Consider the following 23,888-nt stretch of genomic DNA (forward strand, 5'->3'; position numbering starts at 1 on the left):
ACTAATGGTTAATTGCCTATAACCAATGCTCGTGGCATTGGGTAACATCATCTTCACGCCGAGGACGCTTAATTGCCTTAGTAGGCTTAATTCACCGGTAACCTTAACTACCCTGAATAGGTGGGATTTGTTGAATGATTTAACTATGTTAATACTGCTCATGCTTACTGAACTAGTCATGATGCCTAATGGTGAAGTTTCAGCATTATCCTCACTGGTTGGTTTAGTGGTGAAATGCTAATTAATTGGTTTTGGGTTTGTGGCTTATGGGTGTTGATGGTTTAGTGGTGGTTTTGGTTGTGGGTGTGGTTGTGTTATTGGGGATTATTGTTGGGTTAAGGTTAATTACCCCAGTATCAAGCATAGGTGCAGCTAACCAGTTGAGGAGTTTCAACGCACCCTACTGCAGTATAGGCCTCAAGCCAATAATCCCTGGGCTTTACGATTGCCCACCATGCCTAATCTACCAGTACGGTAATAGGACCTACTCCGACTGCCCAGAAGCCGCATTAACGGTAGTGAGGACAGTGACAGTAACAATAACGAACACCACTGCACTGAGGGGTTAATCATTATTACTCACTGTGGTTTGCTAGGCAGTCCCAGACGCATGATGATAAGCCTGCTAAATCCCTCACCACACTACCCCTAACAACCTGATTCCTAATGCTTAAATCCACGCCGCATTCATTAAGGCAGTCAACCCAATTAACATTATTACGCTTAAGGCTACTTAAGGCGTTTGGGTCAACCTCAAGCCAATCCTCATAAACAGGCATATCAATGGGTGACCTAGGATTCACTAAACCAGCCCACTTAGGGGTAGTGGGGTATGCGGTAACCCTACCCCTCCTCGGCGTACTAGACTTATTAAAATCAACAATAACCTTAAACACGTCGAGAAGCCTCTCAGGAATAGCCCTAGGATTCTGAGTCACCGCAATGAAAAGAACCCTATAATTCCTACCCACCCTAACAGCCTCCTCAAGTGGGCTAATGCCACCGCCCTGGGTGAAGTACTGGGCCTCATCAATGACTATGAAGCGCCAGTAATTGGGGCTGGAACCATACCTAGCTAGGATGGTTAAGAGTAGGGTAACGTACATTATTGCTGGGTGGAGGCCAACATCCCTAAGCCTAACACCCACCTGGGCCTTTAACCCACCGTTAAGCCAACTCCCAAGGACTGGGTGAGTCACCCTGGCGAAGAGTAGGTTATTCAAAAGCACGTTAAGCCTCCTCCTAGCACCCCTCAATGCATTAGCCTCATCAGTTGAGTGGAAAAACCTAGGACCCTCCGTGTAGAGCCATGTTAAGGCGTCAAGCGGGTTAGTTAACTCACCAAGGTTCTCAAGGGCAGTTAAAATAACCTCCTCCATTGCCGGCGACATGGCGTTCTCAATACCGTAAACCACGTTAATGGTCCTAGCTAAGGCATCCACGAAGTCATGGGGGTTAATGAATTCAAGAGGGTTAATTGGGTACGGGCCATAGTAGTCTGAGTACCTTTCATAACTCCCAACGTAATCAATGAATAATGCCGGGTAATCACGCCTCTCACTGAAGGCTAACCTAATTAAGGTAGTCTTACCAACACCAGGCCTACCCACAACCAGTACGTGATCCTCATCCTCAATAGCCATATCCAACCATTCACCAAGCCTCATAAACCCCACTAAACTTCCAATACATCCTCCCCCCACACTTCCCAGTCGCAATACAGTTAATCCTCCTCCACTCAAGCTCCATAGCCTCCCTTAAACCAACACTCTTACCCATGGGTAAGGCAGCGGCATGGCGCTAATTAGGCTACCTCAACGCGATTAAGAGGGGTACGCCGCTGGTTAATGAACCCGGTTAACGTGCTCCGCTGGGGTTACCGCAGGGCATCCGGCATGACTACCGCTGGCTTCATGCGCATCCTCATGCTGGTGACCCTGCTGAACCCCATGCTGAACCCACATTAGCGTGGGGTTAAGGATTAGTGCGTAACACCCCCGGCTAAGCCGGGGTTACCCTCTCCATCATTATTAGTAGCCTAGCCAACTCCCTTGGTGTTAAGCCACTGAGTTCCCTTAACTCACCCACGTTGAAGGTGTAGATTACCCTCCTCCCCACCGTAACCTCCGCTGGGTAGTGCCTCCTCAGTAATTCAAGTAGGTGCCTCATTACGGTGGCGTAGGTTGGATTCAACTCAATGCAGTAGCCTAAGTCATTAGCCAACTTAATGACCTCCATAGGCCTCAACGTAACCACAGTACCCTTACCACTCCTCAACTTGTGTAGGAGGACTGCGGCGAAGGCTTCACTTAACTTAACCATGGAGGGGCATTACTGGGTTAACCCCACTAACCCTAATTAGGGTGCCTTAGGTTTTAATCCATGGCCACTGCGCCTGTGGCTAGGGTGCGTACGGTTGATTGGCTTGATAAGATGCTTAACGGTGGGTTACCTAAGGGTACTTGGACAGTGATCACTGGGGGGCCTGGTGTGGGTAAGAGTGTTTTAACAATACTCATTGCTGGGGGTAACCTTAAGACCATGCCCATCATCTACGTAACCACTGAGTCAAGCTTCCGCGACGTGGTTAGGCAGGCTGGGTTATTTGGGTTGGACCTCGGTAATGCGGTAAGCCTCCACGATATCCTCACGGGTAAGGCTAATGCAGGGGAATCAAACATGATAGTCATTGACCTATTCTCCCTATACAGGCAGTACCGTGAATTAATAAGGGGGGAGGGGGGCCGTAAGCCATCTAGGGCGTTGAGTATTGAGGTCCTGAAGAGCGCCGTATCAAGGGCCCTTGAGGAGTTAGGACTCCTTGAGGGGAATGGTAGGATTACGGGTGAGGTACTGGTCATTGTTGACTCAATGACTGCCTTCTGGGCTGATAAGCCAGCATTGGCTAGGGCATTGAGTTATGGGCTTAGGCAAAGCCTATATGGGCCTAACCTAACAGTCATCATGACTAGCCAGTACGCGCCCACGACCGCAATGAGCTTCGGCTTTGGGCTTGAGCATGTGGCTGACGGCATAATACACATGTGGATGGATGACGTGGAGGCCGTTAAGGAGGTTAGGAGGTGGCTAATCATCAAGAAGATGAGGTTAACTAACCATTACAGTAAGGCCGTGAGGTTCAACATTACTGAGAAGGGTATTATACCCCTTGAACCAAGCCTAGGGGAGGTTAACCAGGGGCCTTAGCCCGTGGATTCTAATTAACCTAACTTAGTCAACTGGCTAATGCCCCTCACTGGTGTGGTGAAGGATGCCCTTAATCAACTTGGAATCAAGTATAGTGAAGCCCTCCACGCCTTCTCAACTAAACCAGTGGTGGTTAGGGTTAGTGGTGAATCAGTAATTGGTTCATTAACCCCAGGCCTAACGCCAGTGCAATCCAGTGAACCCTTCGAAACATACGCCTTAACCTACAGTATTAGGACTAGGGGAATCCTCCTAAGCCTCATGGGTCTTAAAGAGGGGGTTAGGTTACTTGGTGGTAGGATTAGGAAGAATCACAGTGTCATTGAGGTTAACTACACTCTCAACAATGGTGGAGGCAGCATCCTAATAGACTTCAGTAGGCTTGAGGAGTACGCTAAGCCCGCTACGGCACTATGGTTAACCACTGGGGCTGGATTCAGGATTATGCGTAGTGACGGTGAATCATTCATAGCCCTCAGGAGGTTCCCAGGGATTGTGAAGCATGGTGACGCCTCCGACGCTGCAGGGGGCTTAACACTACTCCTGCTTGCCGCATCCCTAGACCCAGGCTTCGCGGAGTACCTTGAGGATGCCTTAACTTTAATTGGGGTTAATGATAGTGAGCCCTTCAGGAAGTCATCATTCATGAACCTGAGGATGATTATTAGGGATGTTTTAAGGTTCCTGGAGGATAACGTTACAGTGGATGAGGGGGTCTAAGACCCCTTAACGAGTCATGATCACTAATTAGGAGTGTTAAGCATAACCCAAGTGGATAGGAGGCTTGCGTTAGTCTTCATGGTGAGCCTAATAGCCAGCGTAGCCTACCCGCCTTTAAGCCCACTACTATGGGTTGTGAGCCTACTAACCAGGGATTGGTTCCATTGGCTCAGCCTCCTAATTTACGGTGGTAGGGTTGCACCGAGGAGTGAGGTGAGGGGTGGTAGGCTCATTACTAATGGTGAATCATACTTATTCTACGAGGCTGAGCCACTCATTGACTTATCAACAAGCCATGAGAAGGCCCTGGTGGCGTTATCCAACATGCTTAATAGGTTAAGTGGGGAGGTTGGCTTCTATAGGCTTAACAATAAGCTGTACATTAGGGTTCCTGAGGATTCGAGGGATGAGTTGGTGCTTAGGCAATTCTTCATACTGAGGCAGGTTAAGCCTAATCAGGTTGTTGGCTTAATAACCAGGTTTAACCCCATTAACCTAGCCTGGTTCAGCCTAGTTGGCTTACTCATTAAGTGGCCCCTCAACCTCCCGACAATCGTAATCATTACCGTGGCCGTAATCCTACACTCAAGGCACTTCAGCCTAAACCTTAACCAACACCCAGGCATTGGTGTTGCCTCAAGCGGTGTAGCGTTCACTAGGCTTGATTCAGGCGATAGGTTGGCCATAGCCATGGGTAACGCTGGGAGGGACTTCATCCTAATCCTTAAGCCTAATCCGGGATTCAGGGCTATTGCCACTGAGGAGTATAATCGCTATAGGGAATTAGCCGTAACCAGGGTTAGGGGTAGGTTTGAGCAGGAGGCTGAGCAGTGGCGCATAGTCCTGGATAGGCTTAATAATGGGGAGTTGGGCTTTAGGGCACTCATAATTGGTGACGTTAAGTTACCTGCAAGTAGGGTGGGTAGGGCGTTGAACCACTTGAGTGAACCCAACATTACACTACTCACTAATGATGCCCAGTACATTCCAGTATTCCAGGGGCAGGCGTTGGAGTCGGGGTTAAGTAGGGCTATTGTGGAGGTTGGCGTGGATAGGTTCAGTAACCCAATAACCCTTGACCTAGACGCCCTAGGTAATGCTCATGGGGTTGTTATTGGGCCAAGCGGCCGCGGTAAGACTAAGACCACGATGAGCCTAATCATGAGGATGCCTCAATTAAACTACCTAATCCTAGACCCTGAGGGTGAGTACTGCAGGGTGTTTAAGGATTGGCACTGCGTTAACGCTGATGAAGCCTACATTGACTACCTAGCCCCATTTAACGAGTCACCCTACGTTAAGGCTAATTACATTTACGATTCCTTCAAGCACTCATTCAATGCTGAGGATGAGGCCATCCTAAGCCTCTATGAGGGTGAGTACCCGGGTTTAATTAATGCCCTTGATTGGCTTACCGCTAACTCAAGGTACTCTAGGTACTGGAGGATGATTAGGGGTATGGCGCCGGGCAGTATAATTAGCCTCGAGGGCATGCTTAACGGTAGGGTCATTATTAATTACTCTAGGCTTAGGCAGGAGGATAGGTTAATTAGCCTAATGATGCAGGCGCTGGTTGGGGAGGTCTTTAACGCCTACTTAAATAGGCGTAGTGAGGGGGAGTTGGTTAGGCAGGTTATTATTGCTGATGAGGCTTACCTAATACTTGGCTCCAGGGCTGTTTGGAGCCTCATTAGGGCTGGGAGGAAGCGTGGCCTATCCCTATGGTTCATTACCCAAAGCATCCGTGACGCACCACCAGGGGCATTACAGAACCTCGGCTTCTCAATAATCCTAGCCGGCCCAGACGCCTACATTGATGAGGTTAGGCAGCACTTTGGTTTAAGCCAGGCTGACTACGATTGGCTTAGGCTGGATATTCCACCAAGGCTACTTGGTGGGGAGTGGGCAATGGGGATACTGTACGCGCCGCCAACACCAAGGCACGCCTACATTAGGCTTGAGCCAAGCGCACTAATGTAGGCTAATTAACCTGGGTTTACTTAACCAACATGCCTGAGCCCATTCTTAAGCCGGTTAAGGCTATTGCCCATGGAGTTAGCATTAATGGTGAGGTTGAGGAATTGTTAACTAGGCTTAAGTACGTGGGTAATGGGGTATTCATCCTTAAGGATGAACAGCAGGGTGATTTAATTAACCCAAGCATGATTAATGATGAGTGCCCAGTGGCCAGTGCATTAAGGATTAGGCATGGTGGCGTCATCGTTAGGAGGCCCAGTGACTTGAGGAGTATTGCCCTCAGTAACGTGATTCATGAAGCCTACAGTGGGGTTGTTGGGGAGTGGAATAAAGGCTGGGTTACTAGGGTTAGTTTTAGGTTAAGTAGGATTATTAAGTACAGTGGCCTTGAGTTGAGGGTAGTCCTTGAACCAGACATACTCCTAGGCATTGGGGGTGAGTGGCACTTAATTGAGGTTGAGGCGGGTAAACTGAGGCGTAGTCATGAGGCTCAGTTAGCCTTATACTGGCATCTCCTTAAGGATGAATTCAACATTGTTAAGGCCTGGTTAATAACAATTAACGCAACCATACCTTACTCAACCCGTGACTTAAACAGTATTATTAACGGGGGCTTAGGCTACTTAGCCAGCGTGAGGCGTGTCCTAGACTCATGGGGCAGTAATGGGCCAGGCATGATTATTCAGGGGAAGTGCCCATGCAGGTGGGCTCCATTATGCCCAGTTTGGGGGAGGTATTTGACTGAGGGTTATCTTAAGCCTAATTAACGTAGCGTTAACCATAATGGTGGTGAAGGGTTTAATACTCTCCCTGGCTAGGGATGGGAGGCTGAGGCTTTCAGCAGCCTTGAGGGGTGTGGTTGGGGTTAGGATTGAGGATACTAGGCATGGTGGATTAGTTGTGGTTAGGGGTGGTGAATCAACCCTCATTGGCCTCCTTGAATCATGGCGTATTGGAGTACTCCCAATGTACCCAATCCTCCTCGCCAGGCCCTTTAACCATGAGGTTAACCTAGACGGCACATACGTTTACGACATTAGATCCCCAATCCTACACTACGTCCCAAGGCTAATCCTAGGGAGTGGGGGTGAGCCTAGGTTGAGGAGGGTTAGAGTTAGGGTTAGGGGTCATGGGCTTGGGGTTGGTGATACCCTAAGGGAGACTGTTCTTCAAGTGCTTAACCAACACAGCATACTACCCTCCAGGAGGAGCAGCATCATCCTTAGTGTTGAGGCTATTAGGCTTTGGAGTGGGGGAATTAGAGTATACACTGCCCTATACCCCAAGCACTACCACGTTAAGTACCATGGGGCAGAAGCCTTAATCTAAATAAACCCAGTAAAGCAGACGGCTCAAGCCGTGAAGGGGTGGGTGTTAAACACCTTGATTGGTTTTCTTCTCTAGGATTAGTATTATGGTTAGGCTGTAGCCCTTACTCCTCAAGTGTTCCCAGAGTTCATTGTAATCAATGGGTAGTATTACTGAGTATTGCCTTGAACCAATCTTAGACACACCCCTACCCCTCAGTACCAGCCCACCCTCCAGGTTCCTTAACATGAGTTTAAGCACATCCTCCATACAAACCCACCAGTACAGTACTTAATTAGTGATCTCTAATAGGGATATTGCATGGTGAATCATAAAATCATGCATAGTCAATTCCTAGAAATAGAACGATAATGGTAAACCAATGAGAAAACTGATGCGGGGGGTGGGATTTGAACCCACGCAGGCCTACGCCAACGGGACCTGAACCCGCCCCCTTTGACCATGCTCGGGCACCCCCGCCTTTGCCTTGTTTGCTTCATTGTTTTTAAGCTTTTTCTTAATTAGCACTTACGGTATCTGCTTAAGTGCGTTATCTAAGTCATTTACTATATCCTCCACGTCCTCTAACCCAACTGATAGCCTGAGTAGGCTTTCATCGATACCCAGTTTAGCTTTATACTCCTCAGGTATTGGTTGTGCCGCACTGGTTATTGGGTACATTATTAATGATTCTGGTCCACCAAAGCTTGGGGCTGGTTTAATGATTTTCAGTGAATTAAGGAAGGCACGAACCTCCTCCTTACCCCCCTTCACCTTGAATGACACTATTCCACCGTATAGTCCATTGAACATTCTTGAGGCTAACCCGTGATATGGACTTTGCTTTAGGCCTGGGTAATAAACCTCCTTAATCTTAGAGTGATTACTTAAGTAATCAGCAATGGCCATTGCATTATCACAATGCTTCTTAACCCTTAGGTCCATTGTCTTAATCCCCCTTAACACTAGGTAGGCGTCAAGGGGCTGTATTATTGTACCCAGCCTCCTCCTCCACTGCCACATTTCCTCAATCACACTAGTATTATTAGCTACTATGGCTCCAGCCAGTATATCGTTATGCCCTGAAATGTACTTAGTGGCGCTGTGGATCACTACACTGACCCCATGTTCAATTGGCCTATAGAGTATTGGCGTAGCCATGGTGTTGTCAACAATTAGCAGTGAGTCATTATCCTTAGACACCTTGACTAAGTAATCCACATCAATAACCCTTAGCATTGGGTTAGTTAAGGTCTCAATCACTATGATTGAATTGGGGGCTGATTTAATGGCCTCAGCTAAATCCTCAGTCTCGGGCATGGTGACTATTGTTCTTACACCGAATTTATCAATGTTTAAGGCTAAGCCCAGTGTTGTTCCGTATATTTCAGCGGGGAGGATTAGCCTTGAACCAGACTTAAGTATGCTTATTAAGGCTGTGGAAACCGCAGCCATACCATTATTAGTGGCTAATGCATCAACACCATCCTCAAGCTTAGCCAATATGCGTTCAAGGTACCTGACGGTTGGGTTCTCTTCCCTGGAGTACTTTAAGTCAAACCCCCTATCTGATAAATTAGCTTCAATGATTTGCCTGAAGGGTGTTGACAAGTATATTGGTGGTACTACTGATCCATACTCATCAACATGGTCATGCCCATGAATTGAATCAGTTGCCTTACCCATTACTTAACCCTTAAAGGGCCTTTATAAAAATACTTCACCCAAGGACCAGATCACTAATGCCTTAACTTAAGCCTTCCCAGTTCCCCCTAGTTCATACTTTGCCTGAACCTGCCTAACTGGCCTGCTCCTATTCATGAACCATAATGCCAGTTTACTCAGCATTTCATTAACCTTATCTGGCATTTCACCGGCTAGGTTAGCCCTCTCCCTTGGGTCCTTGGTTAGGTTGTATAATTCATGGTTGCCGTCAGGCCTGTAGATTAGGCTCCATTCACCATCCCTAATACACCTATCCACAGCCTCATGATACCCCATTATTGCGTATGCCCTATGCCTACTAGCCGAGCCGTTTAGAATGCTTGCGAAACTCCTACCGGCAAGTGGGTAAGTGTAGGTTTCAGGTAGACCTAGGAGTTCAATTAATGTTGGTAGTACGTCTGGGAATTGCACAATGGCGTCAGTAACAAGGTGCCTACCGTTAGGTAGCCTAACCATGAATGGGACCTTAAGTAGCTCACTGTATAGCCTATCCCCACCCTTAAGGAACTTACCGTGATCAGCCAATGGATGCCCGTGGTCAGCTAGGAGTATTATTATTGACTGTTCAAGTAGGCCAAGATCCCTCAAGGCATTGTAGAATTCACCGAAGTAGTGGTCAACGTAGGATACTTCACCGGCGTAGAGACCCCTAATGTAGTTAATCTGCCCTTGGCTATACCACTTACCGGCATCACCACCCATGGGCATTATTAACCTAGGCCCCTTGTAACTGGGGTCAGTGTACTTGTCAAACCTTGGTGGTGGGAACCATGGTTCATGTGGGTCAAAGCTATCCACCCAAAGCATGAACCTACCAGTCCTCCTATAGGCATCCCTAACCCAATTAACCGCAGTGTTAAACACCCTAGCCGCGAACCAATCACCCTCACTCCTCCAATCATCAATGTTAGCTAGGAATTGGGCCACAAGCTCAGCATAGCTTCTAGAACCAACATAGTTGCTGTAGTAGTCCTTAGTCACGTAATCCTCAACACGCCTATTAACCGGTGGTGGAATACCGTAAGTATCATACTCCTGACCCCTAATGAAGAACCAAGTGTTGAAGCCCTTAGTGTAATTCATACTAGGCTTAAACAAGTGGTACGTGTCCGAGATTAAGCCAGTAAAGTACCCTAAACCCCTAAGGAGCTCGGGCATCGTGTATGAGTCTGGGTGCATTGGTGACCATGGGTGGTATGGTAGCGTGAACTGACCAGTCAACAACTCCTCCCTAACAGGAATAGTGGGTAAACCAGATGGGTAAGCGTTAGTGAAGACCACGCTCTCGGAAGCCAACCTATCAAGGTTAGGAGTATCAGGTGGAGGGACATTATCAAAAACCCTAGGCCAACCGTAAAGCCCCCTATAGAAGCCAACGTGATCCTGCCTAAGACTATCCAAAACAACAACCACAACATTCAAATCAGGCACAGTCATAAATGCTAAACCTCAGAGTGTGTTTAATAAACATGATCCCTACCTTAGACGTGCTTTAGTTGTTCTATACTTAGCTAGGCTTGGTTTTTGAGGAAGACTATTAAAGGGTTACTGAACTTGTTAGGGAGTTTAATGCTAAAGTTGCAGTAAGTGAGTTCCCTTATAAGGCTAAGGAAGTAAGGGTAATCAGCTTAGGTATAGGATTCACCAATGGAGTGTTGTTAAATTTCTTAGTATGTTAAATATCCACATCTACGGTAGTTGATATAGAGTTAATTAAACTTTACCTTGGTTTATCATAGGGAAATCAGTATTAGGAATAATACTAATGAAACACCTATTGATATTGAGTATTGAATTAGTACTGGTCTCATGAAGTTGGTGGGTAATTGAATCTTACTTAACCTGCTTACGAGCAGTACCGTGGTTAGCAATGTTCCATCAACCATGGGGAACACTGTCAATATCAATAGGTAGAACATTTGAACCACGGATTGAAGTGGGTGAACTAGGCCTAATTCACCTACACTAATCATGTTGTAGGACATCCATCCAATGCCGGCGTAGGGTATGTAAGCTATCACTAATGCAATTAAACCGTTTATTAACCTGATTAGGAATGGCATTGATGCTGCAGCCGCTGCTTCACTACTAAGCATTGATAAGTAACTACTGGGTAGTACCAGTGAGTAACCAAGCATGTATGAGCCCACTAAGGCAAGTAGCGTTGATAATAGGAGGTAGAGCCTAAGGGACCCATACCACCTCAGTATGATTAGCCTCTGCTGAGCCATAAAAGGACCCTTAACGAACCTCCACTAATTCAACCTTCCTAAGCCTACCAATAGTCCTATGCATCACGTAACCGCATTGCCTGCAGGTTAACTTAAGGGTAACCTTCTTGGTAACCTTATAGAACGTCTTCTGCTTAGGCTTCCTTGATGAACCATAACCCAGTAACTTCCTCTCATACCTCCTCTGACCCTCTGAGAGGGTCCTCCTCTTACCTGTAGTGTATTGTGTAACCGTATGCTCCGTGTACGTCTTGCATCTTGGGCAATACGTCCTAATGACTCTAGGTATCTTCATGCTAATAGGTGGGTTCACAGGCCATTTTAAACTTTTCCAGGGCCTAATGATTCAAGAATCCTCCTCCTGGTTTCCTCACTTACGTTTAATTGGCCTAGGGCCACTTTAAGCATAAGCCTATACCTCCACATTCTATCATCCGGCGAGTACTTGGGTGGGTGGGGGGTTGTTAATTGACCACCGCAGTAGGGGCACTTATCCTTCCTTAAAGTGTACCTACCGCACCTGGTGCACTTCATGATCACTGACCTAACCATTATTAACCCCTTCACTGGCTCCTTGAGACTGAGGCCTCACCGCCATTAGCCTTAGCTTCATTAATGAGTAGGCTACTTATCTTCTCGAAGGCCTCCTCAACATGCCTTGGATTATTCCCAGTAACCTCAATCCTGTACCTTGGTGGACCTATGACGTATATTTTAGCCTCAACGCCCAGTTTCCTAGCTTCCTCAACTGCGTTATCGAGGATTTTCCTAATGTACTCAATTCCATTGGGCCTTAGGTTTATCATCCTTAACACACCCACTATCGTTACCTTAGGTCTTTCAATCCTCTCATTAGCCACCTTAACTATCTCATCAATTAACTCCCTCCTAATACCCAACTTAACGAGGGGGTCAACATTACCCTTAGCCGCATCCTCAAAGGCTGAGTATAAGTCACCGTAGTACTCCATGATGCTCCACCCAGCCTCCTCCATTAGCTTACCCACGCTTACACCCATCTTCTGGGCTATTATCTCCATTAGCTTAATAGCCTTTAGGTTCCTCTTCCACGTATTGAACTTCCTCTCCCTCTCCTCATCCCTAACCCTCCTTAATGATAAGTCTATTAAGCCCCTTCTTGGGTCAACCCTTATAACCTTGAAGACCGCCTTAGACCCCACCTTCAAGTAATCCCTAATGTTCCTGAACCAGGATTGAAGAACCTCATTAATTGGTACGTAAGCCTCCACTCCCCCATACTCATCAAGGGTTATGTAGGCTCCATGCTCCTCAATACTCTTAACAGTACCAACCACCAACTCACCAACTTCAGGGTACTGCCTCCTATATAACCTAACCATGGGTATCTGAGCGCTCTTTTTACCAGCACTACTCATATGCAGCTCAACAATAGCCTATTTAAAAAACTAAGGGTAATAAACCATGTAGATTAAGTCGGCTTTAAGCGTTGGTGAACTGTAAGTTAAGTTAAACCCCCTCCTTAATTTAGGGGGGAGTAGGTGTATGAAGATTTCCCTAAGCCTAGGTGGATTACTGAGCAGTAATGCGGCGTTAGCCACTATTGATGCACGCTCTAATTCACTTATCTTATTCATGAACCTTGAATCATCAATATGAGGCACTATAATTAACCTACGCCTCAGTAATCCGCTAATACTGTTCAATTCGCTTAATGGTACTATAAGCCTCACATTATTCTTAACCAGGAATGAGACTAATTCAGGGTAATTATGGAGCTCCCCTGCTTGACCCTTGGGAAGCATAATAGCCTTAACGCACTCACCCTCATTAATTAAGTTAAATATGAATTGAGGCATTAACACAACTAAGTACTCTCGCCCATCACCACACTGAACGTTAATAGGTGACCCAAGGGTTAGGTTAATGATGGCCATAACTTATTATTAATGATCACGGTAATAAAGGTTTCCAACAGATGCAAAGGGGCGGGTTTACCGGGCGGGGCTATCCCCATAGTGCACTAGGCCTAATAAGCCTTTCCACTTGTTGAATTACTCCGCAAGTGCATGCGTAGGGACTGTTAATTAACCCTACTATTCCTGCGCCTACCTGCTCGTTCCTTTAACTTAAGCCACCATTTCGCTAAAACATCTCTATAATCCATGATTACTATTGGGGCTAGCATGACTATTAGGGCTACGGCCATTTTAATATACAAATGCTCCTTCAGTAAGGTTGGCACCATAGAAACCCTGGTTCACAGGTAGTAAATTAATTTTATTGAAAATTAACTTAAGATTAAACCGTTAATAAAGCCCCCACCAGGGCTACTGTACCAACAATCACTATGAAGACACCGACTATTATGATAACTACGTCTACGGCTATGTTCCAGTACTTCCCTTGGTGAAGTTCAAGTAGTAGTGTCCTTAACCCATTCATTGCATGGTATGTAGCGGCGTAGAGTAGTATGAATATTGCAATCATGTATCCTATATTCATTAATTGCTCATAGACGCCATGGGGCCCAGCCCACTCTATTGACGCCTCGTAACTAGGCCACCTGAAGGCTAAATGTATACCAACAACCACGACTAGTATTAGCCCAGTTATGTAGTGCCACTTCATTAAGGTTGACTTAGCCACCATGCCCATCACCCTATGAACGCTACGTATGACGCTAAGGCTATGAAAATCACCACAACGATTATGATTAAGTACTTGTAGATTACCTGAGGCTTCTTCATTGGTGACGGTACCATTGGGTATGTACGCCTTTCAGGCTTAGGTAACCCCAATCCGAAGTACTGCATTAGTATTAACCTAACACCGTTAGCTCCATGAATGGCCACTAGTAGCGCCACAAGGTACTCTATTATTGCACCGAAGTGTACATTACCTATTACCTGAGGCCCCTCAATTAATCCTATAATCCTCTCCCAGGTTAATGGTGTTGGATGACCAAAGTTTAGTGCCGTTGATATAACTAACGTATGCCCTATTAAGTATAATGCCAGTAAGGCGCCACTAACCTTCTGGAATATTAGTAACCATTCATCAAGCCCCTTAAACCATAGGGACCATTTGGGTGGATTCCTCTTAGTGGATAGTTTCTCAGCCACTTAGGTCACCTGGCTGGTGGTTTACCGGTTAATAATGATTTCTTCAATAGGTTTATTGCGAGCGCTGGGTCAACACCCTTGGGGCAAACCTTACTGCACGTTCCACTGTAGTGGCATGACCAAACTCCATTATCTGAATCAACTATCTTAAGCCTAAGCACGTAACCCTCATCCCTATTATCGGCACTCCACCTGTATGCAGCCGCCAATGCCTGGGGCCCGAGGTAATTCTTGTTTAGGAAGACCATGGGGCATGCGGCGTAGCATGCACCACACTTAATGCAGTATGAGAATTCAAGGTAATTCAATAATTGCTCCTCGGTTTGAGGATAGTAGGTGTCTAATTGCTCAAACTGCTCCTTCTCATCCTTCCTAATTAACCATGGATCCACTGCCTTATGCTTCTCGAAGAAGTCATCCATATCAGTAACAAGGTCCTTAATGGGCTTAAGGTTGCTTAACGGCTCCACTGTTATTACATCAGTACCTAATTCAAATGGCTTAGTCTCGCAGGCTAACCGTGGAGTACCATTAATTATCATTGCACAGGAACCGCATGTACCCATCCTACAACTATACCTAACGGCTAAGGTTGCATCCTGGGTTGCCTTAATCTTAAGTAATGCGTCAAGAACCGTTTGCCTATTAGTAACTTCAACCTTATACTCACTTAACCTATAACCACCAGTCTTAGGGTCATAGCGCTTAACTTTAAATGTGAAAGTCCTCCTCTTTATCTCAACTTTAATGTCGGCCTTAGCTGAGGACATATAATTGATCAGGTATGGATTAGTAACTGATTTTTAAAGCTTATCGACTGCTTAACATTTGAATATACTACTATGTAATGTATGGAACTTTATATACATAACTCTTTTCATACATTAAACTAATCATATTAAAACATGCTAAATAAAATACTGATTAAGGAGCAATACTCATGACCTTAAGCACTTCAGTTAAATGTTGTGGCAAATAATAAGTGCGTTTAATCGCATTACGACAAGATTAATCATTTAATGAACAGGAAGGATTAATTAACCATCATTACTGGTGGGTAAAACTATGTCTGAGAACGTGGTATATCTCCTTAATGGGCTAGGATCATGTATGCTGCCTTGCGGAGGCATAATACGGCTGAATCCGATGAACATAGATGAAGCTAAAAGCATGGTGCAGAATAAGAAAGTAGTTAGTTATGTTGAAAGGCAGGATACTGCTCAAGCACTCTCAACACTGCTTGGCATTAATGTACCCATTAACAGTGGTCAATTAATAGCGAATGATATAAGCATGGGTATTCTACTACACATTAATGGGCAAGTGGATGAGAATCAGTTGAATAAACCTGATGAGCTACTGAAGCTTATTGATAAGGGAGTTATTAAATTATATAGGGTTCTCATAGACCCATACCCATGTTAATACGCTTAAACGCCCAATGTAAATTAAAATACTTAATCCTTTTCCCATGAACCCTAGCTTCAAGTTAATTAAACATTTCACGCTACTTTAATTAATAGGAAACCATTAAGCCTTCATATTTTATAACTAAACAAGTATTATTAAGAAGTCTTTAAGGAGTGGGACACTGTATGAGCATGAAAAAGGTAGTTATCGTAACTGGGGCTGCCCGTGGAATTGGTAATGCAACTGCAAGACTCTTCGCGGAGGAGGGTTATAGTGTGGTTGCGCTAGATGTTATTGAGGGTGAGGTAGATAAGTCTGCAGTAGATTTCATTAAATGTGATGTATCAAGGGAGGAGGAAGTCATGAATGCGGTGAATTATACGGTTAACAAGTACGGTAAGATCGACGTGTTAGTGAATAATGCTGGTGTACTGCTTGTTAAACCAATAGAGGAAATCACTTGGGATGAATTCATGAGGGTCGTGAGTATTAATCTCGGCGGAACATTCTTAATGATAAAGCATGTTGCCCCAATCATGAAGAGAAACAAAAGTGGCGTGATAGTTAATGTAGCATCAATATCAGGGCATGTTGGGCAAGTATGGCACTCAATCTATAGTGCAACTAAGGGGGCTATAATAGCCTTAACAAGGGCACTTGCATGGGAACTAGCCCCATATAACATAAGGGTGGTATCAATTAGTCCAGGTAATGTTGATACTGAAATGATGAGGAAAGATATTAATGTTGAAGCGCAGAGACTAGGCTTAAGCTATGATGAGACTAGAAGAAGGAGAGACCAGGATCAAGCGTTAGGTAGGGTGGCTATTCCAAGGGAGATAGCTGAGGTAATATACTTTCTAGCCAGTGAAAAAGCATCATTCATAACGGGAACAGATACATTAGTTGATGGTGGTTTAACAGCTAGGTAAATCAATAGTTAAGGCCGCATGAAATAAGTTAAAATACGCAGACTATTATCATCTTTAACCATAAGAATTCAGCTTTCATTGTAGCTGGTAGTCGCTTCGCCTCATTACCCCTTAATTAACAGTATTAAGATTAATAAGCCACACTACATTAAAGAATAGAAACAATTAAACGACGAATAGTTACGCAAATTAAAGCTACTGGTGAATAGAAGCAATGACCAGTGTAATCCTTTTAAAGCTCTGGTTCGATATCGAATTAGATGCTGAATGAAAAAGCAATGAACGCATTATTAAGCGTGTTTAAAATTAACAGTAGCACATTAATTGATGCAATAAGTGGTTACAGTCATGTTGATGAGTTGCTAAGAATGAGACTCAGGGGCAAGAGGTTATGGGGTACATTATCACCTGAGAAGAGACCAATACTCTACGTATTAATCAAACTTCTCAAACCTAAAATAGCCGTAGAGACGGGCGTGGGGGCGGGCGTATCTACTACGGTTATCTTAAGTGCCCTCAATGAGCTAAATGATGGTTTCCTCTACTCTATTGAAGTGAGTAGGTACTATGATGAAAACAAGCCGGTGGGTTTCATTATTCCTGAAGAACTAAAGGGTAGGTGGGTACTCCTAATAGGTAGTTCAAGGGAACTGCTTGAGAAAACGTTGACTCGATTGGGTAGTCTTCAATTCTTCCTACACGATAGTGACCATAGTTACGATAATGTGTTATTTGAGCTTGAAACGGTCTGGAGGTTCATGGAGCGTGGGGTCATATTGATTGATAACTACAGGTTCAGTAATGCTGCAGTATTGTTCGCCAAGAAGGTTAAGGTGCCTTTACTTGAATTAAGTAGTGAAGCCGGTGGGTTAGCAATGATGCTTAAGGCTTAATTCCCCTAAAAGCCCATTACCTTAATACGCTTAAATCCCCACTCCTAGGAGGGGTCATTTATTTATCTTCTCCCACACTAGTTCCTTAGTCCACAGGTTCCTAACCATAGCGTACATCAGTATGAACTGCTGGGTTACCCAAGCCCTGAAGGATGGCCAAGCCAATAAAACTACACCTAATGCAACCAGCGCATACGCCCATAGGTTACCTGAGGCTAGTAGCAGGATTGCACCAATGGGGAGTAGCCATGGGTTCACTAGGTGAATGTAGGCCTCAGTGTAGTAGACTGGCCTATAACTGCTTGGTTTAGGTAACTTAATTGACTTCATGAAACTCTGCAGTAGGTGTTGAGCCCTCCTAATCCTCCACCTACCGTATCCATTACTTGGAACATACTCAACGCACACCACATCCCGTGGAATTATAGCCCTAAGTCCCATTGAAGCAACCTTAACTCCGGTGTAGGAGTCATCGGCACCAATATCTGTTGGGAACCCTCCAATACTCCTAATTACGCTTCCCTTAACGGCCAGTAATTCACCGTGGAAAACTACTGAAGAATGTACCTTACTCTCCCCAACCCTTAAGGCGTTGTAAAGCCTCCTATACGCGTCCTCAGTTAACCCACCACCCCTAGGTGTTTTTATACATGAGACTAAACCCACTTGCTCATTAGCAAGCCACTTAACGGCGTTAAGTAATGATCCCTTAACCCACAGTGAGTCAGCATCAGTCGTAACTATAATGCTACCCAATGCTGACTCCAACGCCTTATTTAATGCATGCCCCTTACCCAACCTGGGGCCCTTAATGTAATTTAAGTTAACTCCCCTATGGTTACTTAACCATTCCTCAACCTTGGCTTGAGTATTATCATTACTTGAATCCGATATTATTACTTGAATCTTACCTAGAGGGTAACCCTGCTCAACAATATTATCCAGTTTCCCAATTATCATGCCCTCCTCATTATACGTGGGTATTATAATGGATACAGTAGGTAACTCCTCCTCATTAATGTTAACGGGGCCGATTACCCATGGTTTCCTGGCGTAAGTCAGAATAATGAAGTAGTAGAGTAATGGTACTGTAACATGAATGAGCACTAGGGATAACCCTATGTAGAATAATTGAGTCAGCATATGCTTGATGAGAATGAGTAAACTGAGTATGCAGTAATAGTGAACATTACCATGGCCACAAGTAATAGTAGTAGCGATAGTGAATCAACCCTATTTAACCTAATGATCCTGTAGGCCGAATATACGAGCATCCCAGTGGCTATGGTGGATATTGTCACGGAATAACCATACGTTGGCCCACACTCAGACCTAACAATGGAGACGCTTATTCCAGTAGGCGCAACAAGGTTCCATAAGCCGAACATAAATATAACAGAAACAATAGCCAGAATCACAGCTAACACAAACCACTCCTTACTCAAGTTAAGCTCCGAACCACGGGACACAGGATCCGCGAATATGCTGGTTTAAAAGCATTATCATTAACACCCCCTCCAGGGTGCTTCATTATTAAGGTAAATTTTTAAAATTGCCAAACCAGACAGCACTTGGGCCGGGGTGGCCGAGCCTGGTCCAAGGCGCGGGCCTTGAGAGCCCGTCCCCGCAAGGGGGCCCGGGTTCAAATCCCGGCCCCGGCGCCAGTTAAGTGCTTCATGCCCCTACCCTCATGCATTGACAATGGAGGTGCTTCAATAGTTGAATTCTAAGTGAGTATTGTTAAATAATAGTGGTGCTTGGTGGACGTATGGAGATTAGGGAGGCTCAGGAATTAATCAGGAGGATTTACTTTGAGAAGGATTCCAGGAGGGGGCTTTATCAAACCTTCACGTGGCTTGTTGAGGAGGTGGGGGAGTTGGCTGATTCACTGTTGAAGGGTGATGATGAGGCGAAGATGGAGGAGATAGCCGACGTGTTTGCTTGGTTACTGTCAGTGGCTAATTTGCTTAACATTGATGTTGAGGAGTCCTTTAAACGCAAGTACGTTACTAGTGGGAGTCCCCCATAGATTCCTGAACAAGTTCACTAATGTCTATAATCCTACCTTTGAATCCACGTACCCTCGCAGCATCATTAAGCATTGCGTTACAAAATGGACACATTGTGACAATCGTCCCAGCCCCGGTTTCGGTTAATTGGCTTAACCTAACACCACTTATCCTAGTCTTCTCAGGTACATCATACCAGTAATTAGCCCCGCCTGCCCCGCAGCAGAATGTACCCTCACCACTGTTCCTAGGTTCCTTAAGCACCCCCACTGAAGTGGCTATTATCCTTTGGGGCTTAGTGGACTTACTGTACCTAGCTAGGTAGCATGGGTCGTGAATAGTTAATGCTTCCCCAGTCTGCCTAACCTTCACAAGCCCCTTCTTAATTAAGTCAGCTATGAATTGCGTATGATGCTGAACAACCACGCCCTTCATGTAGTCATCTAACCTAGGGTACTCGTTCATGAAGGTGTTGTAGCCATGGGGACATATTGTCACTATACTCTTAACGCCGTACTTTTTAAAAACTTCAATGTTACTTAAAGCGACCTCTTGGAACCTACCCTCATCCCCAAGCCTCCTTAATGGGTCACCGCAGCAGGTTTCTTCATCACCAAGCACCGCAATATCGTTAATTAAGCCAGCCGCCTTAATAATGCCTATAAATGCCTTAACAATCTCCCTAGCCCTAGCGTCAAAACTACCCATGCATCCAACCCAGAGCAGGTGCTTGAAGCTTGGATTCTCCTTAACAGTTTTAACACCCAATTCCCTCAACCACTCATGCCTACCGTAATTGCTAGCCCCCATTGAGTTACCGTACTGGGTAATGTTAAGTATTAGAGTTGACTTCTTCTGGTCAAGCCTACTTAATTCAACAAGTCTCCTCCTCACATCTATTATTAAGTCAATGTGCCTAACCCCAATTGGGCAATTGTAGACGCATGCACCGCAGGTTGTGCATGACCAAGCCTCATCATCAATAATGACTTTAAATAAGTCAGCATTAAGGCCTTCAGTATCCTTAATGTACTTAAGCTTCCTAATGAACATCCTCGGGGATAGTGGCCTACCCACTAATGTTGCTGGGCAAGCCTCCTCACATGCGCCAATCTCTACACATGCGTCAAGACTGCGTAACTCATAGTCAGTGAAGTCGCTTAATTTCTCTGCACCGGCTTTAACCTGGGACGCATCAACCTTGCCCTCTAGCACATCCTTAAGGTTAAAGGCCTCTCTAAGGCTAGGTAAGTCTAAGTCCAGGTTTAGGTAGAGGTTAACCTCAGGTTTAACATAGTATGCTGCTATTAGTGCGTAATCAATAATGGATAAGGCTAACTTAACCTCAATGTAGGTAATACTGGTGAATAGGGATAAGGCAAGCGTTGATGCTGTTAACGTTATTACAATTATTAGTATTGACTGAAGTGCAATAGACCTATGCTTCACGGTCTCCTCGATATTTAACTCACCGTAAACCCTGAATGACCTAGCGAGAACCTTAAGTCTCCAGGCAAGCGCCATGATTAAGCCTAAGAGTAGTGGTAGTGATATGGTGAACATTACGTAGTGGGCTATTTGGTTTCCGTAAACCAGTGGGTAAATTAGCGTGAATATTATTGATAATGAGACACCGAGTAGTATTGATAAGTGCATTAAGTGCACTGTACCTTTACGGTAACTTGAAGCTTCATACCTAATGAATTTAATTAACCTAGCTGCATTTAAACCTAAGCCACCGCGTTTAGCTTCAGAGTATAGCCTATAAACAATGATGAGTATTATCAGTATGTTAACTAGGTAAAGCACGTAGCCAATCACTTCATTACTGGGGATTAACCTGAACAACGCCACATGCAACACCCTTTATAATGAGCAAGTTAAGCAGTTGCCCTTTTAAGTAATTCAACTTTAGAAGGGAGTGAAGCTAGCACCCTTTAAGATGTGGCGCCGTCTACTCAATGTTCTTATTAACTATACTTGGTATTGGACAGAGAGGGTCGTCACCGTAAATATCACCAGTAAGGTAGTATGCCCTTGCCCTGTCCCCACCCTTACAATACTTCTTAAATGAACAAGTGGAGCACTTCACTCCCCTTAAGTATTTCTCAGTGTTTATGAATAGGTCTAGGTTTGATTCACTTAGTATTTCAGCTAGTTTCCTCTCCCTAACATTCCCAAGCTTTACGAAGTCTATGAATTGGCATGGGTAAACGTCACCGTTCGGGTATATTGATATTATCTTCCTACCACAGCCCCCTGTTGATTCCACGAAACTGAGGTAATTACCTAATTCCTCCTCGTCCTTAGCCATTTTCAACGCTATGTATATTCCATCGAATGAACCCAGGGTTGTCTCAATCTCAATCCTGCCTGAGTAGTCCTTGGCGTACTTTATTAAATCATCCATGAATTTAACGTATTGAGATGGCTTATACCACCAGTCCCTACTTAACTGTTGGGCCCTACCTGATGCTGACAGGTGGTAGAATGTTATTCTCTTAACGCCCAGCGACATGGCGAATTCGATGTATGATGGTACTTCACTAATGTTCATTGAGGTTAAAGTGAACCTTAAACCAACATCCAACCCCGCATCAATAGCGTTCCTTATGCCGAGGACAGCCTTAGCAAAGGCCCCCTTAACACCCCTAAATTCATCATGGAATTCACTGTTTATTGAATCCAGTGAAACACCTACGTATGAGAAGCCGGCTTCAGCAAGCCTAGAGGCCGTTTCCCTGGTTATTAATGTTCCATTGGTGGATAAGGCAATCCTAATGCCCTTATCCCTAGCGTAATGGGCTAGTTTAAACAAGTCATCCCTCATTAATGGTTCACCCCCCGTGAATAGTATTAATGGTACCTTTAATTCACTGAATTGCTCTATTAAATTAATCGCCTCCTCCGTGGTTAACTCATTCTCGTCAGGGTTCCCAGCATTTATGTAGCAGTGTAGGCACTTTAAATTGCATCTCCTGGTTATGTTCCATGAGACAACCGGCCTAATTGGGCTTGAGAAGTCACTATGATGACTAACCCCAAATCTACCCTTAATTTTAACGGACACTGTTCCCGTGCCTGCAACCATGACGCTTACAGGTATCATTTGCGGAGTTAACGGGGATGCTTAATTTATAAAAGTTGGGGGTTTTAAGGGGGTGGAGAACCTCGCCCTTAAGGGTGGGGATGGATGGCCCGTTTGTAGAAATGTTTTAAAGCCAAAACACGCATTTTTCCTTAATGCCCACCGTGGGGTTTAGGTTTAGGGCTTATGTGGAGCCTTCGGTGTTGAGGGCGTTGAAAGCCTAATTGCAGTTGGCGTGTGAGTTGTACAATACCCTACGGTGGGTGGATGCATATTTTTACCATAGGGGATGGGAAAGGTCTAACCCTAACGGAGCTTAGGCAATTAGCCCTAGACTTGAGGAAGCAAGATGAGCAGTACCAGCAGTTGTACTCACAGATGGTGCAGCAGATTGCAGACCGTTTTCATAGGCTAGGCAGCGCTTTTTTGAGGGGTATCACGTTTCCCCAGGGAGAGGAAGCTGCACAAGTACTACAGTTTAGTGTATCCGCAGAATGGTTGGAAAATATTGAAAATAAGGGAGATAAGGACTAAGAGTAGGAGGAACAGGAAGAGACTGGCCATTTTGAAGTTGTCAAACCTAGGGGAGTTCAAGGTAATTATTCACAGGTACTTCCCCCTTGACAAGGTCAAGCGTGTAGTGGTGAAGCTGACGAGGAGTGAAAGATTGTACATATCATTCATGGTTGAGGATTATGATTTTCCTAAACTACCGAGGATTGGTAAAGTTAATGCTATTGATATTGGGGTAGAGAAGCTTCTAACTACAAGTGATGGGCAGTTTTTCCCTAACCTGAGGCCATATGAGGGGGCATTGAGAAAACTAAGGAAACTACATAGGCAACTTTCAAGGAAGAGGTTTCCATCCCATAATTGGTTCAAGGCTAAGATACGTTTGGCAAGAGCATACGAGTACTTGAAGAATTTAAGGGGGGACTCGTACATGAAGTTGGGTAAGTGGTTTGCGGAGAATTACGACGTAGTGGTAATGGAGGATATGCACGTTAAGCAACTCGTAGGCAAGTCTAACAGAAAGTTAAGGCAAAGACTGTTGGACGTGGCGTTTTATGAAATGAGAGAGACCATCAAATACCAGATGGAGAAATACGGGAAGAAAGTGATGTTGGTTAACCCGAGAAACACATCGAGAACCTGCGCCAAATGCGGGTTCGTTAAGGAAGACTTAACACTGAAGGATAGGGTATTTAAATGCCCAAGATGCGGCTGGACTGCGGACAGGGACTATAATGCTACGCTAAATTTGCTTAAACACGCGGGGTGGAA

At 45.0% G+C, this 23,888-nt stretch carries 30 protein-coding genes, 2 tRNA genes and 1 pseudogene; 12 read left to right on the forward strand and 21 right to left on the reverse strand.

All coding sequences use genetic code 11. The features are described from left to right. Positions 1-180: hypothetical protein (locus Q0C29_RS06320; RefSeq protein ID WP_291999815.1), on the reverse strand; the 180-nt coding region annotated here is incomplete at its 3' end. An 86-nt stretch (positions 181-266) separates the two neighbouring features. Here Q0C29_RS06320 and Q0C29_RS06325 point away from each other — a divergent pair. Further along, the gene (locus Q0C29_RS06325; protein ID WP_291999816.1) at positions 267-569 is read left to right on the forward strand and encodes a hypothetical protein; all 303 of its coding nucleotides are present in this window, start codon (positions 267-269) and stop codon (positions 567-569) included. 6 nt (positions 570-575) lie between these two features. Here Q0C29_RS06325 and Q0C29_RS06330 read toward each other — a convergent pair whose 3' ends face one another. The 3 genes from Q0C29_RS06330 to Q0C29_RS06340 all read right to left on the reverse strand — a co-directional run bounded on the left by Q0C29_RS06330 (position 576) and on the right by Q0C29_RS06340 (position 2,322). Then, positions 576-1,667, reverse strand: coding sequence for a hypothetical protein (locus Q0C29_RS06330; RefSeq protein WP_291999817.1), 1,092 nt, complete (start codon positions 1,665-1,667; stop codon positions 576-578). Beyond that, positions 1,654-1,779 (reverse strand): hypothetical protein, encoded by a 126-nt coding sequence (locus Q0C29_RS06335; RefSeq protein WP_291999818.1) that lies wholly within the window; start codon positions 1,777-1,779, stop codon positions 1,654-1,656. The genes Q0C29_RS06330 and Q0C29_RS06335 overlap by 14 nt, the downstream gene beginning before the upstream one ends. A 222-nt stretch (positions 1,780-2,001) precedes the next feature. Next, positions 2,002-2,322, reverse strand: coding sequence for a hypothetical protein (locus Q0C29_RS06340; RefSeq protein WP_291999819.1), 321 nt, complete (start codon positions 2,320-2,322; stop codon positions 2,002-2,004). Between the two features lie 60 nt (positions 2,323-2,382). Here Q0C29_RS06340 and Q0C29_RS06345 point away from each other — a divergent pair, with 60 nt between their 5' ends. The 5 genes from Q0C29_RS06345 to Q0C29_RS06365 are packed head-to-tail and all read left to right on the forward strand — an operon-like array spanning position 2,383 to position 7,233. Continuing rightward, complete coding sequence (locus tag Q0C29_RS06345; protein WP_291999820.1) at positions 2,383-3,207, forward strand: ATPase domain-containing protein; 825 nt, start codon at positions 2,383-2,385, stop codon at positions 3,205-3,207. Between the two features lie 39 nt (positions 3,208-3,246). Continuing rightward, a complete protein-coding gene (locus Q0C29_RS06350) occupies positions 3,247-3,927 on the forward strand; it encodes a hypothetical protein (protein WP_291999821.1) in 681 nt (226 codons plus the stop codon). A 51-nt stretch (positions 3,928-3,978) separates the two neighbouring features. After that, positions 3,979-5,907 carry a DUF87 domain-containing protein gene (locus Q0C29_RS06355; RefSeq protein ID WP_291999822.1) on the forward strand — a complete coding sequence of 643 codons (1,929 nt, stop codon included), beginning with the start codon at positions 3,979-3,981 and terminating at the stop codon, positions 5,905-5,907. Between the two features lie 29 nt (positions 5,908-5,936). After that, positions 5,937-6,671: a hypothetical protein gene (locus Q0C29_RS06360; RefSeq protein ID WP_291999823.1), complete on the forward strand. Its 735-nt coding sequence runs from the start codon at positions 5,937-5,939 to the stop codon at positions 6,669-6,671. A 22-nt stretch (positions 6,672-6,693) separates the two neighbouring features. Next, positions 6,694-7,233, forward strand: coding sequence for a hypothetical protein (locus Q0C29_RS06365; protein WP_291999824.1), 540 nt, complete (start codon positions 6,694-6,696; stop codon positions 7,231-7,233). Between the two features lie 45 nt (positions 7,234-7,278). Here the strand turns inward: Q0C29_RS06365 and Q0C29_RS06370 are convergent, their stop codons facing one another. The 13 genes from Q0C29_RS06370 to Q0C29_RS06430 all read right to left on the reverse strand — a co-directional run bounded on the left by Q0C29_RS06370 (position 7,279) and on the right by Q0C29_RS06430 (position 15,042). Continuing rightward, complete coding sequence (locus tag Q0C29_RS06370; protein WP_291999825.1) at positions 7,279-7,482, reverse strand: hypothetical protein; 204 nt, start codon at positions 7,480-7,482, stop codon at positions 7,279-7,281. A 125-nt stretch (positions 7,483-7,607) separates the two neighbouring features. Continuing rightward, positions 7,608-7,692, reverse strand: a tRNA-Leu gene (locus Q0C29_RS06375). Between the two features lie 48 nt (positions 7,693-7,740). Continuing rightward, positions 7,741-8,898, reverse strand: a complete 1,158-nt coding sequence (locus tag Q0C29_RS06380) for a cystathionine gamma-synthase family protein (RefSeq protein WP_291999826.1) — start codon at positions 8,896-8,898, stop codon at positions 7,741-7,743. A gap of 66 nt (positions 8,899-8,964) precedes the next feature. Continuing rightward, positions 8,965-10,374, reverse strand: a complete 1,410-nt coding sequence (locus Q0C29_RS06385; RefSeq protein WP_291999827.1) for a sulfatase — start codon at positions 10,372-10,374, stop codon at positions 8,965-8,967. A gap of 296 nt (positions 10,375-10,670) precedes the next feature. Beyond that, a complete protein-coding gene (locus Q0C29_RS06390) occupies positions 10,671-11,168 on the reverse strand; it encodes a hypothetical protein (RefSeq protein ID WP_291999828.1) in 498 nt (165 codons plus the stop codon). Between the two features lie 10 nt (positions 11,169-11,178). Continuing rightward, positions 11,179-11,463: a 50S ribosomal protein L44e gene (locus Q0C29_RS06395; RefSeq protein ID WP_291999829.1), complete on the reverse strand. Its 285-nt coding sequence runs from the start codon at positions 11,461-11,463 to the stop codon at positions 11,179-11,181. 26 nt (positions 11,464-11,489) lie between these two features. Further along, entirely contained in the window at positions 11,490-11,720 is a 231-nt protein-coding gene (locus Q0C29_RS06400) for an RNA-protein complex protein Nop10 (protein ID WP_291999830.1), read from the reverse strand. 11 nt (positions 11,721-11,731) lie between these two features. Then, on the reverse strand, positions 11,732-12,565 hold the full coding sequence (locus Q0C29_RS06405; protein WP_291999831.1) for a translation initiation factor IF-2 subunit alpha: 834 nt from the start codon (positions 12,563-12,565) through the stop codon (positions 11,732-11,734). Positions 12,566-12,595: 30 nt separating this feature from the next. Then, positions 12,596-13,084, reverse strand: a complete 489-nt coding sequence (locus Q0C29_RS06410; protein ID WP_291999832.1) for a hypothetical protein — start codon at positions 13,082-13,084, stop codon at positions 12,596-12,598. 146 nt (positions 13,085-13,230) lie between these two features. Next, positions 13,231-13,395 carry a hypothetical protein gene (locus Q0C29_RS06415; protein ID WP_291999833.1) on the reverse strand — a complete coding sequence of 55 codons (165 nt, stop codon included), beginning with the start codon at positions 13,393-13,395 and terminating at the stop codon, positions 13,231-13,233. A 53-nt stretch (positions 13,396-13,448) separates the two neighbouring features. Next, complete coding sequence (locus Q0C29_RS06420; protein ID WP_291999834.1) at positions 13,449-13,799, reverse strand: hypothetical protein; 351 nt, start codon at positions 13,797-13,799, stop codon at positions 13,449-13,451. Positions 13,800-13,804: 5 nt separating this feature from the next. Next, entirely contained in the window at positions 13,805-14,272 is a 468-nt protein-coding gene (locus tag Q0C29_RS06425) for a succinate dehydrogenase (protein ID WP_291999835.1), read from the reverse strand. 5 nt (positions 14,273-14,277) lie between these two features. Further along, positions 14,278-15,042: a succinate dehydrogenase iron-sulfur subunit gene (locus Q0C29_RS06430; RefSeq protein ID WP_291999836.1), complete on the reverse strand. Its 765-nt coding sequence runs from the start codon at positions 15,040-15,042 to the stop codon at positions 14,278-14,280. Positions 15,043-15,337: 295 nt separating this feature from the next. On the opposite strand from Q0C29_RS06430, the gene Q0C29_RS06435 reads away from it, so the two are divergent. The 3 genes from Q0C29_RS06435 (at position 15,338) to Q0C29_RS06445 (ending at position 17,507) form a co-directional block, all read left to right on the forward strand. Continuing rightward, positions 15,338-15,697, forward strand: a complete 360-nt coding sequence (locus Q0C29_RS06435) for a DUF1874 domain-containing protein (protein ID WP_291999837.1) — start codon at positions 15,338-15,340, stop codon at positions 15,695-15,697. Between the two features lie 170 nt (positions 15,698-15,867). Next, positions 15,868-16,614 carry an SDR family NAD(P)-dependent oxidoreductase gene (locus Q0C29_RS06440; protein WP_291999838.1) on the forward strand — a complete coding sequence of 249 codons (747 nt, stop codon included), beginning with the start codon at positions 15,868-15,870 and terminating at the stop codon, positions 16,612-16,614. Positions 16,615-16,874: 260 nt separating this feature from the next. Next, on the forward strand, positions 16,875-17,507 hold the full coding sequence (locus Q0C29_RS06445) for a class I SAM-dependent methyltransferase (RefSeq protein ID WP_291999839.1): 633 nt from the start codon (positions 16,875-16,877) through the stop codon (positions 17,505-17,507). A gap of 54 nt (positions 17,508-17,561) precedes the next feature. On the opposite strand, the gene Q0C29_RS06450 is transcribed toward Q0C29_RS06445, so the two are convergent. Both Q0C29_RS06450 and Q0C29_RS06455 read right to left on the reverse strand, forming a co-directional pair. Further along, positions 17,562-18,614, reverse strand: a complete 1,053-nt coding sequence (locus Q0C29_RS06450; RefSeq protein WP_291999840.1) for a glycosyltransferase — start codon at positions 18,612-18,614, stop codon at positions 17,562-17,564. A 29-nt stretch (positions 18,615-18,643) separates the two neighbouring features. Beyond that, a complete protein-coding gene (locus Q0C29_RS06455) occupies positions 18,644-18,976 on the reverse strand; it encodes a hypothetical protein (RefSeq protein ID WP_291999841.1) in 333 nt (110 codons plus the stop codon). A gap of 106 nt (positions 18,977-19,082) precedes the next feature. Here Q0C29_RS06455 and Q0C29_RS06460 point away from each other — a divergent pair. Continuing rightward, positions 19,083-19,171 (forward strand) — tRNA-Ser (locus Q0C29_RS06460). A 104-nt stretch (positions 19,172-19,275) separates the two neighbouring features. Continuing rightward, on the forward strand, positions 19,276-19,536 hold the full coding sequence (locus Q0C29_RS06465) for a MazG nucleotide pyrophosphohydrolase domain-containing protein (RefSeq protein ID WP_291999842.1): 261 nt from the start codon (positions 19,276-19,278) through the stop codon (positions 19,534-19,536). On the opposite strand, the gene Q0C29_RS06470 is transcribed toward Q0C29_RS06465, so the two are convergent. After that, positions 19,517-21,370, reverse strand: coding sequence for a (Fe-S)-binding protein (locus Q0C29_RS06470; protein WP_291999843.1), 1,854 nt, complete (start codon positions 21,368-21,370; stop codon positions 19,517-19,519). The two genes, Q0C29_RS06465 and Q0C29_RS06470, sit on opposite strands and share 20 nt — an antisense overlap. A 100-nt stretch (positions 21,371-21,470) precedes the next feature. After that, positions 21,471-22,625: a radical SAM protein gene (locus tag Q0C29_RS06475; RefSeq protein WP_291999844.1), complete on the reverse strand. Its 1,155-nt coding sequence runs from the start codon at positions 22,623-22,625 to the stop codon at positions 21,471-21,473. A 134-nt stretch (positions 22,626-22,759) separates the two neighbouring features. On the opposite strand from Q0C29_RS06475, the pseudogene Q0C29_RS06485 reads away from it, so the two are divergent. Then, positions 22,760-23,888, forward strand: a pseudogene (locus Q0C29_RS06485) (RNA-guided endonuclease InsQ/TnpB family protein); the annotation flags it as partial.

Origin of the sequence: Caldivirga sp., assembly GCF_023256255.1 — an archaeon.
Lineage (GTDB): Archaea > Thermoproteota > Thermoprotei > Thermoproteales > Thermocladiaceae > Caldivirga.

Excerpts from the sequence above, each read along its gene's own strand:
- Q0C29_RS06325 (WP_291999816.1), top strand. The coding sequence starts at position 267 with ATGGGTGTTGATGGTTTAGTGGTGGTTTTGGTTGTGGGTGTGGTTGTG.
- Q0C29_RS06330 (WP_291999817.1), bottom strand. The coding sequence starts at position 1,667 with ATGAGGCTTGGTGAATGGTTGGATATGGCTATTGAGGATGAGGATCAC.
- Q0C29_RS06335 (WP_291999818.1), bottom strand. The coding sequence starts at position 1,779 with ATGGGTAAGAGTGTTGGTTTAAGGGAGGCTATGGAGCTTGAGTGGAGG.
- Q0C29_RS06340 (WP_291999819.1), bottom strand. The coding sequence starts at position 2,322 with ATGGTTAAGTTAAGTGAAGCCTTCGCCGCAGTCCTCCTACACAAGTTG.
- Q0C29_RS06345 (WP_291999820.1), top strand. The coding sequence starts at position 2,383 with ATGGCCACTGCGCCTGTGGCTAGGGTGCGTACGGTTGATTGGCTTGAT.
- Q0C29_RS06350 (WP_291999821.1), top strand. The coding sequence starts at position 3,247 with ATGCCCCTCACTGGTGTGGTGAAGGATGCCCTTAATCAACTTGGAATC.
- Q0C29_RS06360 (WP_291999823.1), top strand. The coding sequence starts at position 5,937 with ATGCCTGAGCCCATTCTTAAGCCGGTTAAGGCTATTGCCCATGGAGTT.
- Q0C29_RS06370 (WP_291999825.1), bottom strand. The coding sequence starts at position 7,482 with ATGGAGGATGTGCTTAAACTCATGTTAAGGAACCTGGAGGGTGGGCTG.
- Q0C29_RS06380 (WP_291999826.1), bottom strand. The coding sequence starts at position 8,898 with ATGGGTAAGGCAACTGATTCAATTCATGGGCATGACCATGTTGATGAG.
- Q0C29_RS06385 (WP_291999827.1), bottom strand. The coding sequence starts at position 10,374 with ATGACTGTGCCTGATTTGAATGTTGTGGTTGTTGTTTTGGATAGTCTT.
- Q0C29_RS06390 (WP_291999828.1), bottom strand. The coding sequence starts at position 11,168 with ATGGCTCAGCAGAGGCTAATCATACTGAGGTGGTATGGGTCCCTTAGG.
- Q0C29_RS06395 (WP_291999829.1), bottom strand. The coding sequence starts at position 11,463 with ATGAAGATACCTAGAGTCATTAGGACGTATTGCCCAAGATGCAAGACG.
- Q0C29_RS06400 (WP_291999830.1), bottom strand. The coding sequence starts at position 11,720 with ATGGTTAGGTCAGTGATCATGAAGTGCACCAGGTGCGGTAGGTACACT.
- Q0C29_RS06405 (WP_291999831.1), bottom strand. The coding sequence starts at position 12,565 with ATGAGTAGTGCTGGTAAAAAGAGCGCTCAGATACCCATGGTTAGGTTA.
- Q0C29_RS06410 (WP_291999832.1), bottom strand. The coding sequence starts at position 13,084 with ATGGCCATCATTAACCTAACCCTTGGGTCACCTATTAACGTTCAGTGT.
- Q0C29_RS06415 (WP_291999833.1), bottom strand. The coding sequence starts at position 13,395 with ATGGTGCCAACCTTACTGAAGGAGCATTTGTATATTAAAATGGCCGTA.
- Q0C29_RS06420 (WP_291999834.1), bottom strand. The coding sequence starts at position 13,799 with ATGGTGGCTAAGTCAACCTTAATGAAGTGGCACTACATAACTGGGCTA.
- Q0C29_RS06430 (WP_291999836.1), bottom strand. The coding sequence starts at position 15,042 with ATGTCCTCAGCTAAGGCCGACATTAAAGTTGAGATAAAGAGGAGGACT.
- Q0C29_RS06435 (WP_291999837.1), top strand. The coding sequence starts at position 15,338 with ATGTCTGAGAACGTGGTATATCTCCTTAATGGGCTAGGATCATGTATG.
- Q0C29_RS06440 (WP_291999838.1), top strand. The coding sequence starts at position 15,868 with ATGAGCATGAAAAAGGTAGTTATCGTAACTGGGGCTGCCCGTGGAATT.
- Q0C29_RS06445 (WP_291999839.1), top strand. The coding sequence starts at position 16,875 with ATGCTGAATGAAAAAGCAATGAACGCATTATTAAGCGTGTTTAAAATT.
- Q0C29_RS06465 (WP_291999842.1), top strand. The coding sequence starts at position 19,276 with ATGGAGATTAGGGAGGCTCAGGAATTAATCAGGAGGATTTACTTTGAG.
- Q0C29_RS06475 (WP_291999844.1), bottom strand. The coding sequence starts at position 22,625 with ATGATACCTGTAAGCGTCATGGTTGCAGGCACGGGAACAGTGTCCGTT.